General features: G+C 44.8%; 11 protein-coding genes. 4 read left to right on the top strand and 7 right to left on the bottom strand.

All coding sequences use genetic code 11. The features are described 5' to 3' along the window. Positions 1-11: 11 nt before the first annotated feature. Complete coding sequence (locus LZG72_RS03900; protein WP_233867798.1) at positions 12-722, bottom strand: 2-phosphosulfolactate phosphatase; 711 nt, start codon at positions 720-722, stop codon at positions 12-14. Between the two features lie 37 nt (positions 723-759). After that, positions 760-1,842, bottom strand: coding sequence for a glycine cleavage system aminomethyltransferase GcvT (gene gcvT, locus LZG72_RS03895; RefSeq protein ID WP_233867796.1), 1,083 nt, complete (start codon positions 1,840-1,842; stop codon positions 760-762). Between the two features lie 158 nt (positions 1,843-2,000). Here gcvT and LZG72_RS03890 point away from each other — a divergent pair, with 158 nt between their 5' ends. Beyond that, the gene (locus LZG72_RS03890) at positions 2,001-3,170 is read left to right on the top strand and encodes a VCBS repeat-containing protein (protein ID WP_233867794.1); all 1,170 of its coding nucleotides are present in this window, start codon (positions 2,001-2,003) and stop codon (positions 3,168-3,170) included. Positions 3,171-3,282: 112 nt separating this feature from the next. Here the strand turns inward: LZG72_RS03890 and LZG72_RS03885 are convergent, their stop codons facing one another. From LZG72_RS03885 to panD, 4 genes are all read right to left on the bottom strand, one after another. Further along, entirely contained in the window at positions 3,283-3,963 is a 681-nt protein-coding gene (locus LZG72_RS03885; protein ID WP_233867792.1) for a zinc metallopeptidase, read from the bottom strand. A gap of 7 nt (positions 3,964-3,970) precedes the next feature. Next, positions 3,971-4,459, bottom strand: coding sequence for a D-glycero-beta-D-manno-heptose 1-phosphate adenylyltransferase (gene rfaE2, locus LZG72_RS03880; protein WP_233868865.1), 489 nt, complete (start codon positions 4,457-4,459; stop codon positions 3,971-3,973). An 81-nt stretch (positions 4,460-4,540) separates the two neighbouring features. Continuing rightward, entirely contained in the window at positions 4,541-5,569 is a 1,029-nt protein-coding gene (locus tag LZG72_RS03875) for a lysylphosphatidylglycerol synthase transmembrane domain-containing protein (protein WP_233867790.1), read from the bottom strand. 33 nt (positions 5,570-5,602) lie between these two features. Then, entirely contained in the window at positions 5,603-5,953 is a 351-nt protein-coding gene (gene panD / locus LZG72_RS03870; protein WP_233867787.1) for an aspartate 1-decarboxylase, read from the bottom strand. Positions 5,954-6,171: 218 nt separating this feature from the next. Between panD and LZG72_RS03865 the strand changes: the two genes are divergently transcribed. After that, entirely contained in the window at positions 6,172-7,650 is a 1,479-nt protein-coding gene (locus tag LZG72_RS03865) for a Gfo/Idh/MocA family protein (protein ID WP_233867783.1), read from the top strand. 48 nt (positions 7,651-7,698) lie between these two features. Here the strand turns inward: LZG72_RS03865 and panC are convergent, their stop codons facing one another. Further along, the gene (gene panC, locus LZG72_RS03860) at positions 7,699-8,541 is read right to left on the bottom strand and encodes a pantoate--beta-alanine ligase (RefSeq protein ID WP_233867780.1); all 843 of its coding nucleotides are present in this window, start codon (positions 8,539-8,541) and stop codon (positions 7,699-7,701) included. A 205-nt stretch (positions 8,542-8,746) separates the two neighbouring features. Between panC and LZG72_RS03855 the strand changes: the two genes are divergently transcribed. Then, on the top strand, positions 8,747-9,553 hold the full coding sequence (locus LZG72_RS03855) for a glycogen/starch synthase (protein ID WP_233867777.1): 807 nt from the start codon (positions 8,747-8,749) through the stop codon (positions 9,551-9,553). A gap of 211 nt (positions 9,554-9,764) precedes the next feature. Then, a complete protein-coding gene (glmS, locus tag LZG72_RS03850) occupies positions 9,765-11,603 on the top strand; it encodes a glutamine--fructose-6-phosphate transaminase (isomerizing) (RefSeq protein WP_233867774.1) in 1,839 nt (612 codons plus the stop codon). The last annotated feature ends 54 nt before the right edge of the window (positions 11,604-11,657 follow it).

Here is an 11,657-nt window from a genome sequence, read left to right as displayed (position 1 = left end):
TTGATTATATACTAATTCATAGCGACCAACGTACTGCCGCGCAATACTGGTACTACGTCGTAAAGATCCGTTTGTAAACAATAGGATATGTCTTTTTGAATGCCTAACCGTTGTAAACGACGTACGTGAGACGAATTTGATACGCTGGCCAACAGGTTATTTTTACTCTGAAGATATAAACGTTGCGCCATGAGTGTTCCGTCTTCCGGTAACATAAACTCATCTTTCAGCGAATCCGCCAATGCCCCAGCAAACAATGTATCTTCCAGGTTCGGACGACCCTTCCAGCCTGCACAAAGCACCAGAATGTCGTATTGTTCGGATTTCAGCTGATTGGCGAGCGCACCGAGATTAAGGAACGCTCCGATCATCACTTTAACTGCCGAAGTTTTCGCTTTGGAGATGGATAATGTTCCGTTTGTTGTCGTCATCGCGATCTGTGAACCGATCAAACGCTCATTCATATAGCTGAATGGGGAATTGTCCAGATCAAAACCTTCCACTTTTCTAGCGTCGCGTTCGGCGGCGGCAATAAAACCTTTGTCTTGTAAAAACTTACATTCTTCTACGGTGGCGACCGGAGTAATGCTTTTTACACCATACGCCAGACCAGTAACCATACAAGAAGTAGCCCTGAAAATGTCGGCTACAACAACAATGGAATTATCAAGCTTGTGTAAATGAAGCAGATCGGGGGTAAGGCAAACATCAAGTTGTTTCATAAAAAATGCAATCGAAACGATAGGGCTTTTGGGATGATTAATTTTTTACAAAAGGCATTTTAACTGTTTTCGCTTTCAACAGTTTGTCCCGGACTTTTACAAATATCTCCGTGTCAGGTTTGCTGAATGCAGTGGGAACATAACCCATTCCAATTCCTTTTTGTAATGTAGGTGACTGCGTTCCGGAAGTTACCTCGCCCAGCTTATTGCCCTCGTAATCAGTAAGTTCGTAGTGTCCGCGCGGGATTCCCCGGTCGATCATTTCAAAGCCTACTAATTTGCGTTTTATCCCTTCTTCTTTTTGCTTTTTTAATCCCTCGGAGTTGATAAAGTCTTTTGTGAATTTGGTAACCCAGCCAAGTCCGGCTTCCAATGGCGACGTGGTGTCGTCAATGTCGTTTCCGTAAAGACAAAAGCCCTTTTCCAACCTAAGAGTATCTCTCGCGCCTAATCCGACCGGTTTTATACCAAATTCTTCACCCGCCTCAAATATGGATTTCCACACACTTTCAGCATCTTCGTTTTTAACATATATTTCAAAACCTCCCGCCCCGGTATACCCGGTCGCAGAAATGATCACATTACTGATACCGGCCATTTCGCCGATTTTGAATGTATAATAATCCATTGTGGACAAATCCACTTCCGTCAATTTCTGCAGCGTAGCAGTTGCATTTGGCCCCTGAACTGCAAAAAGGCATAGTGAGTCGGAAAGATCTTCCATGAATGCGCCTTCCGAATTCTGACTCTGGATCCAGTTCCAGTCTTTCTCGATATTGGATGCATTTACGACCAGAAAATAATCGTCCTCCGCGATCCGATAAACGAGCAGGTCGTCCACCACACCGCCGGTCGCATTCGGCAAATAACTATATTGAACCTTGCCATCAAATAAAGCAGCCGCGTCATTTGACGTAACCTTTTGTATCAAATCGAGTGCTTTCGGGCCTTTTATGCTGAACTCGCCCATGTGTGACACATCGAAGATGCCAACGTTATTTCTCACTGCATGATGTTCGTCCAGATCAGATGAATAACGTACAGGCATTTCAAACCCCGCAAATGGCACTATTTTGGCACCGAGCTCGACATGAACCTGATGCAAAGGGACTGTTTTCATGAATGGTAAATTGGATCACATTAATTTGCAAAAGTATGCAATGACTGGCAAAGCCCCACAAAAAACTCTTTTTTCAGCGGTCTCAGTAGTCTTTTTGAAGTATATTGTGAAAAAATAGGTAAAAACATTTATAGCTCAACCCCTTGACTAGCTGACACATGAATAGAATAGTTATACTTGTCGTATCAATCCTGATGACCCGGAATGCGGTTTCACAAACGCCGACATTCAATGGGGAAGTGATCGACGATAATATTAGCATTGGTTACGGTTTAGCAGCTGGTGATGTCGATGGCGACGGTAAAAAGGATATACTTTTAGCAGATAAAAAAGAAATTGTTTGGTACAAAAATCCGGGCGGTAAAAGTGGAAAATGGGTTCGATACGTCATTGCTAAGGATCTTACTGAACAAGATAATGTGTGTATCGCGGCGAGGGATATTGATGGAGACGGGAAAGTGGAAGTGGCTGTTGGCGCGCAATGGAATCCGTCTGAGACGAAGAACAACAAACTGTCTGGCGCTGTATTTTATATGAATGCACCTGATGACAGAACTCAGCTCTGGGAGCCGGTACGATTACATCATGAAGTAACAATCCACCGGATGCAATGGGTGAAAAAAGCGGATGATGGATTCCAGCTGGCCGTATTACCCTTGCATGGCGAAGGAAATGCAGGTGGAGTAGGCGCCGGCGTGAAACTCATCATTTTCGATGTACCCGAAAACCGGAAGGGTCTGTGGAGTTATCAATTGCTGGAAACAAATATGCATATGACACATAACTTGCAGCCTATGGAAGTTCCGGGTCGATTGCTTGGGCTTTCTGTCGCCGGTAAGGAAGGTGTGCAAGTATTTTTAAGCGGAGCAGACGGGTGGGCGCCGTCAGGAAACTGGATGGTGGCCGATCAGGGCGTGGGGGAAATCCGGACTGGTAGTTTGGGTAAAAATCAGCTGTTCACGGCCACGATCGAACCGATGCATGGCACTTCTCTGGTCGTATATTCAAAAGACAATCGGACGGTTTTGACAGATAAGATCAAAGAAGGTCACGCGCTGGCTTGCGGAGATTTTTTTGGACAGGGAAGAGATCAGGTAGTAATGGGCTGGCGGAACCCGAATGTAATTGGTGAAACCGGAGTGAGGATTTTTGTAGGCTCAGATACGGAAGGCAAGAAGTGGCAGGAATATACGCTCGATGAGAAAATTAAGATCGCCTGCGAAGACCTGATTGCCAGTGATCTCGACGGCGACGGTGACCTGGATGTGATCGCTTCTGGACGTGCTACCCATAATGTGGTCGTGTACTGGAATCAGAGGAAAAAATGAAATTGTCAACGTTTTGCGAAATTGCCTCTGCGGGCTACCCAAAAAACTTGTCACCCTGAGCGCAGGGTGACAAGTAAATCTTAGATGAAGTTCCGCTCAGGAGGACAAATTGTTAATCTCTGCGTCCCATAAGAAGACTTACATAGTAAAGTAATGTAGCCAGTGAACCGATAGCAGCAACCAGGTACGTACGGGCAGCCCATTTTAATGCATCAGCGGACATTACATACTCTTTTTCATTTACAATTCTGTTGCTTTTAATCCAGGCCAGCGCTCTGTTACTTGCATCATATTCAACGGGAAGAGTAATGAAGCTGAACAAAGTTGTTGCTCCAAACAACGCGACCCCGATAGTCAGCGGAATGACGGTAGTGTTAATCATAAAAATGCCGGCGAGGATAATCCATTGCATATATTGTGAAGCAATGCTCAGGAATGGCACCATTTGTGAGCGGAATTGAAGCCATTTATAAGCGGTGGCATGTTGCACCGCGTGCCCGCATTCATGAGAAGCTACCGCCGCGGCCGAAACACTTCTTCCGTAAAACACATCAGGGCTCAGGTTAACCGTTTTATCTGCCGGGTTATAATGGTCAGTCAGCCTTCCTTCAACAGAAACAACCCGCACGTCATAAATACCACTTTCACGAAGCATGGTTTCAGCGATTTCCTTTCCGCTCATTCCATTGCTTAACCCAACCTGAGAATATTCTTCAAACTTACTCTTGAGACGCCATTGCACATAAAAGCTAACGAGCATCACAAGTCCACCAATCACATATATCCCTATCATAGCTATATCAGTTATATCCTTGTTTTATTTTTTCAATTAATGCGGTAGTCGAGTAACCCTTCACGAGGGCGATCGTTTTTACCTCACCTCCTTTACCCAAAACAAAATCCGCGCCAGCTATATTTTCTATGGTATAATCGTCTCCTTTGACCAAAATGTCAGGTTTTACTGCCTCAATCAACTGACTAGGCGTCGGTTCGTCGAACAAAATGACAGCATCTATAAAGGACAACGCTGCCATGAGCCTTGCTCGTGCATACTCATTTACCACCGGACGCAATGGGCCTTTGAGCCTGCTGACGGACGCATCCGTATTCAATCCAAGGACCAGCCTATCACCTAATGCGCGTGCTTTTTCGAGGTAATCAATATGTCCCAAATGGACAATGTCAAAACATCCGTTTGTAAAAACCACTTTCTGGCCAGCACGTTGCCAGTCTTCAACTGTTGGGATCGCTTCTTCTAAACGGAGGATTTTGCTTTCAGTGAAGTTCATCATGGAATGGTATAAATGTTAAAAAGTTAATATGGTATCATACTAACTTTCGAATTGGCCAGACTATTGAAAATCGTTAAATTAATTTTCTGCGGATACCTGTTCAGGTGTCGGCACTTCTTTTTTGTTTTGAATTATAACATATAAAAAAGCCAGTGCACCGACTGCTAACATGAAGACCATTTGCGCTCCATGAATAAATGTAGCTAATGTGATCCCGTCATTCTGGGACAATCCGTACAGGATCATAACATTACCGACCAAAAGGTGATATGCACCAATACCACCCTGGGTAGGGGCTGTCATTCCAATCGCTCCGACCACTAGTAAAGTAAGACCAGCCAGAGGGCCAAGATTTGATGTCTCGGGAATGCAGAAAAAAAGTACATAAGAAACAAGATAATAAAATACCCAGATTGCAATTGTGCTGAGAATGAAGAGTCCTGGGCTTTTGAGCCTGCGAACGCTCAGCAAACCTTCCAGCATCCCTTTTCCAAACGTGACAATCTTATTTGCCAGATTATTCTGCATGAGTTTGGCTCTTTTTTTCCTACTCCCAATGGTGTAAATGGCAATGGGAATAGCTACACTTAGAAAACCCAATGCAACCCACAAGAGGCTGTTGCTGCCACTGTTATTGTTTCCAATTTTGCTTTGAAAGAAATCAGTAAAGAATGTACTCAGACGATCAAATTCAAAAATAAAGTTCAGTCCGATCATGACCAGCAGGACCAGAACATCAAAAATTCGTTCGGCGACTACTGTTCCAAAACTGAGATTAACAGGGATTTTTTCAAGCCTATAAAGTGTTCCGCACCGCGTTACCTCGCCCATCCTTGGAACGATGTAGTTGGCGAAATAGCCTGTCAGTACTGATACTGTGCTGTTAACGATCCCAGGCTTATGCCCGAGAGGCTCCATAAGCATTCCCCAGCGCCATGCCCTGGTAACATGCGCACATGAAAGGAAAAAGCACGAAACCGCTATCCACCGCCAGTCGGACTCGGCAAAACGGTCGAGCATTTCCGTCAGATTCATATCCTTGAAAACAAACCAGAGCAATGCCCCGGCGAGGACAAGTGATATCGTATAACGTAACACGTTTTTCATAGAAAATCTGCGGTGTTTGTGTAAAAGACAGGCTTATACAACCAAGTGGTTATTGTGATCAGGAAATACGATCATTGGTTTGAAACTTTTCGCTTCTTCCTGAGTCATAGATCCGTAGGCGATGATAATGATAATGTCGCCGATTTGTACCCTCCGCGCGGCTGCGCCATTCAGACAAATCATTCCGGTAGCCCGTTCACCTTTGATGACGTAGGTTACGAAACGTTCGCCATTATTATTATTTACAATATGGACTTGCTCATTTTCGATCAATCCGGCGGCATCCATCAAATCTTCATCGATTGTAATACTGCCTACATAGTTCAATTCAGCCTGAGTCACCTTGACCCGGTGAATCTTCGATTTCATTACTGTTATTTGCATTACCCGTTAATGTAGGTCGAATTTTTACTAAAATGCATTATTTCCCAAAGTTACAGGAATAATACCCAGCCTTCAAAACATACCGGCCCACCTTACGGTTCCGTTGTTGTTTCGCCGAAAAATAGATTGCCGTCAGCAGTCGCTATTGCCAGAACAGTAACATTCAGAATCCGCATGCTTTAATCTATTATTGTCCACTTATTTTTTTATCAAATCAGATGAGTCAAGAAAATAAACCGAAAGATGTTAACCGCCGTGACTTTTTACAAAAGAGTTCGGCAGCAGCAATTGGCAGTTTTTTTATAGTTCCGCGCCATGTTTTGGGTAAAGGGTATCGCGCCCCAAGTGATAAATTAAATATAGCAGGCGTTGGAGTTGGCGGGAAAGGGTTCTCGGATACCAATAATGCCTGGAACAAAGGGGCAGAAAATATGGTAGCGTTGTGCGACGTTGACTGGGGTCAGGCCCAGGTTAAAAAGAATTTTGAGCTTCATCCCAACGCTAAGAAGTATAAGGACTTCCGTAAGATGTTTGACGAAATGGAAAAAGGTATCGACGCCGTAACTGTTTCGACAACCGACCACATGCACGCAATCATCGCAATGGCAGCTATGCAACGCGGCAAACACGTGTATGTTCAGAAGCCATTGACCCATGATATCTACGAGGCACGGATGCTGACTGAAGCAGCTCGTAAATATAAGGTAGTAACGCAAATGGGAAACCAGGGAGCTTCAAACCCGGCACAGGTGCAAATGAAGGAATGGTTTAATAAAGGCCTGATCGGAAATGTGAGCGAGGCGCACGTATGGACAAACCGTCCGGTTTGGCCGCAGGGTATTCCTGTTCCCAAAGAAAAATTTCCAGTACCGGCAGACATTGACTGGGAGCTTTGGGTAGGATCTGCCGAGTGGGTGGATTACAATCCAGCCTGGCACCCATTCAAATGGCGCGGCTGGTGGAATTTTGGTACAGGTGCCTTGGGAGATATGGGTTGCCACCTGATCGACCCGGCTTTTCGGACATTGGGATTAGGTTATCCGACCGAACTTGAATGCAGCGTGGGCCAGGTATTCATGAAGGACTGGACGGCAGAGTACATTCCGGAAGGTTGTCCGCCATCGTCACGTGTACAATTGAAATTTCCTGCGAATAAGGTTAATAAGTCAGAAGTGACGCTTACCTGGCATGACGGTGGTCTTCGCCCGTTCCACCCGGAACTGATTCCGGCAAATGATCCTCTGGGAGAGCCAGACAGCAGCAACGGAGTTCTTTTGATCGGTGAAAAAGGAGTAATGACCTGCGGCACGTATGGAATCAATCCGAAAGTATATCTCAAAGACGGATCGAAACTGGAATACAAGCAAGGTGACTTTGGTAATAAATACACGACCATGCCTGAATATGGGCACCACGTATCGTGGTCAGATGCCTGCAAAGCCGGATTCAACAGCAAAGAACATAAGGCACTTACTTCGTCATTCGACTATTCAGGGCCACTGACGGAAACGGTTATCATGGGGAATTTGGGTATCCGCAGCTATAACCTGCGCACGGCCAGAGCCGATGGCAAAGGATTCGACTATCCAGGCCGCAAGAAATTGCTTTGGGATGGTAACAATATGAAGATCACCAATTTCGACGAAGCCAACCAGTTTGTAAAACGCAAATACCGTGGAGACTGGAAGTTATCCTGATAATTAGCTTAGACTTGGTAAGTCTTTAAGACTTACCAAGTCTTTTATTTAAAAAACTACATTATCAATTAATCTCACCGGCCCGAGGAATGCCGCGACGCAGATCGCATTAATGCCAGCAGGGCCAACTTTCTGAATAGGTTGTAATGAAAGAAGGTCTACTATTTCGAAGTAATCAAGTGTGAATTCTTTGATCGCATCAAATTCATTTTTTGCAGTTTGAACAACATTTTCAACGCTTTCACCTGCCAGCAATTCGTTTTTAGCTGATTGAAGGATACGATTAATATGGGGAGCGACACTTCGTTCTTTCGCATCAAGTCTCCGGTTCCGGGATGACATTGCCAGCCCATCATCCTCACGAACAGTTGGGCATATAACAAGTTGAAGGCTAAATGAAAGGTCCTTCACCATTCTCGTGATCACCGCAACCTGCTGCAAATCTTTTTGTCCGAAATACGCACGATGCGGATTAACAATGTTGAAAAGCTTAGAAACCACAATCCCAACCCCATTGAAATGACCCGGTCTCGACGCGCCTTCCATAACCGTTTCCAGTGAGCCAAAGTCGAATTTAACTACCGTCTTTTCGGGATACATCTCCTCGACGGAGGGAGCAAAAACAGCCGAGCACCCCGTTTTTCCGAGTATTTCCAGATCCTGCTCCAATGTTCGCGGGTATTTGAGCAGATCTTCCGGATTGTTGAACTGTGTAGGATTGACGAAAATGCTGCAGACGGTTATGTCATTTTCTGCATTGCTGGCTTCGATGAGCGTAATGTGGCCTTCATGCAAAGCGCCCATGGTGGGTACCAGGCCAATGGTTTTACGAAGTTCTATTTGATGGTCAAGAAAACTGCGGAGGTGTTGGATGGTCGTAAATACTTCCATTAAAAAATAAATCTGAGGCGGTAGGCAAACTAATCCGGATGCTTAACAAATGCGGGTAGCAACGCTTCCATCGGACTAGGGAAAGTTTTGAGATGGGAATTCCAAACTGGGCGCAATATGACAATTAGTTTGGAATATCTTTTGAAAATGCGATTTTTTTTGTATAATTTTGCAAAACTTTTTTTCACAAACTGCTAATAGATCTATGGAGAAACTACGAATTTTATATGTAGCCAGTGAAATCAATCCTTTCCTCCAGACCACCGATGTTGCCGATTACGTAAGGAAACTTCCCCAAGCAATGCAGGAGAGGGGCGCAGAAATCAGGATTCTTGTTCCGCGTTTTGGTCTCATCAATGAACGCAAAAACCGGCTTCATGAAGTAGTTCGACTGTCAGGAATAAATATCACCGTAGGAGATGAAGAAAAGCCGTTGATCATTAAAGTTGCTTCCATCCCTAATGCGAAGCTCCAAGTTTATTTTATTGACAATGACGATTATTTTCACCGCAAGTCTGTATTCTTTGATAAAGAGAACAACTTTTTCGATGACAATGACGAGCGCGCGATTTTCTTCTGCAAAGGTGTTTTAGAAACAGTAAAAAAATTAGGCTGGGCTCCGGATGTAGTTCACTGCAACGACTGGATGACGGCTTTGATCCCCTTGTATCTGAAAACTACTTATCGCAACGATCCGATGTTTAAGGATACGAAAAGTGTGTTTACAGTACATAACAATGCATTTGACTTTAAATTCGATGCTGATTTGCAAAGCAAAGCGAAGGCAATGGACGTGAGTGATGAAGCACTGGCGCATCTTCACTCAGCAGATTTTGAAGGTTTTGTAAAAATCGGATGCGCTTACGCGGATGCGGTTGTAAAAGCAGACGATCATTGCAGCGACAGTCTTAATGAAATTTTCAATAGTGCTCCCAAACGTGTTCAAATGGATGAGCATGAGGAAAAGTTCTCCGAATCATATTACAACTTGTATACCGATCTGGTGAGCTGATAAATTTTAAATGGAGAAAAACCGGTGACGTACGTTACCGGTTTTTTTGTGCCTTTTTGTTTCGATTTTAATTTGTCTACGCGTGTTCGAGCACTGTTATATAATTGGATATTTTTTAGTATTTAATTCAAAATAAGTTTGTTAGCAAAGTCATATTCGCATTTATTTGTCAGTATCGTTTACATACACTTTAACTAAACACGCTGAAAATATGTGCGGAATTGTAGCTTACGTCGGGTATAGAGAAGCATTTCCTCTGATCCTTAAAGGCCTTAAACGTCTGGAGTACCGCGGCTATGACAGCTCTGGTGTCGCGTTGCTGGAAGGTGATAAATTGAATATTTACAAGAAGAAGGGGAAAGTCTCTGATTTGGAAAGCGAGCTGGCCGGCAAGCATCTGACTGCTACAATAGGAATTGGCCATACACGTTGGGCAACGCATGGAGAGCCCAACGATGTGAATGCCCACCCGCATTATTCCAACAACCGACGCCTATCCATTATCCACAACGGGATCATCGAAAACTATGCCTCTATCAAACAAAATCTGGTTAAAAAAGGACATGTTTTCCTGAGCGATACGGATACCGAAGTTCTTGTCCATTTTATAGAAGACATTCAGAATGAAACCGGCGATACGCTTGAATCTGCTGTGAAGCTGGCATTGAAAGAGGTTTTCGGGGCATATGCCATTGTGGTGATGTCCGCAGATCATCCCGGACAATTGATCGCGGCTCGAAAAGGAAGTCCGCTGGTCATTGGAGTGGGGGGAGACGAATTCTTTTTCGCCTCTGATGCTACCCCGATTGTCGAATACACAAAAGACGTGGTTTATCTGGACGATTATGAGGTGGCTGTGGTTAAAGATGGCAAGCTGAATATTCAGAATTTGGATAATACCGAAACCATTCCGTACATCCAGAAACTCGAAATGGAGCTGGAAACGATTGAAAAGGGAGGCTACGATCATTTTATGATCAAGGAAATATTTGAGCAGCCCCGATCCATTGCCGACAGTATGCGTGGCAGATTGAATGCGGCCGACGCGCATTTACAACTGGGAGGTCTTAACGGTTACCTGGATAAACTTGCGGCTGCCGAACGGATTGTAATCGTAGGCTGCGGTACTTCCTGGCATGCGGGGCTGGTTGCCGAATATTTGTTTGAGGAACTGGCGAGGATCAATGTGGAAGTTGAATATGCATCTGAATTTCGGTACAGAAATCCGGTTATCAGGAAAAACGACATAGTCATTGCTATATCTCAATCCGGCGAAACTGCCGATACGCTCGCTGCCATCGAACTGGCAAAATCAAAAGGAGCGACCATATTTGGCGTATGCAATGTGGTGGGATCGTCCATTGCAAGAGCAACTCATGCGGGCGCATACACACACGCAGGCCCGGAGATTGGTGTAGCCAGTACGAAGGCATTCACCGCCCAGGTCACTGTGTTGACGTTGATCGCCATCGCGACAGCAAAACGAAAAGGTACGATCAACGAGGAAATGTACCGTCAATTACTGGCAGAACTGGAAAATGTTCCTCAGAAAGTTAACGAGGTTTTCGAGAATGCGTCCCGGATCAAGGAAATTGCTTTCATCTTCACCTATGCCCGTAATTTTATCTATCTCGGGCGAGGTCTCAACTTCCCCGTGGCACTCGAGGGCGCGCTGAAATTGAAGGAGATCTCCTACATTCATGCCGAAGGCTACCCGGCCGCTGAAATGAAACACGGACCGATCGCGCTCATTGACGAGGATATGCCCGTTGTTTTTCTGGCGACGAAGGATAGCTCCTACGAGAAGATCGTGTCCAATATTCAGGAGGTGAAAGCCAGAAAGGGTAGGGTGATAGCCATTGTGACAGAAGGAGATACGCTGATTCCCGGAATGGTTGATTTTGTAATTGAGGTACCCAAAGTACACGAGATACTAACACCCCTACTTTCCGTAATACCATTGCAGCTGCTTTCCTACTACATTGCGGTGATGCGCGGGCGAAATGTAGATCAGCCTAGAAATCTTGCCAAATCTGTAACCGTGGAATAATGTACGCCAATGGTTTTCGTTAGCTTTGCGCAAGTCGTTCATGCTACCGGATTT

It is taken from the genome of Dyadobacter sp. CY323, assembly GCF_021390245.1.
GTDB lineage: Bacteria > Bacteroidota > Bacteroidia > Cytophagales > Spirosomataceae > Dyadobacter.
This window is presented reverse-complemented; position numbering and strand designations above follow the sequence as displayed.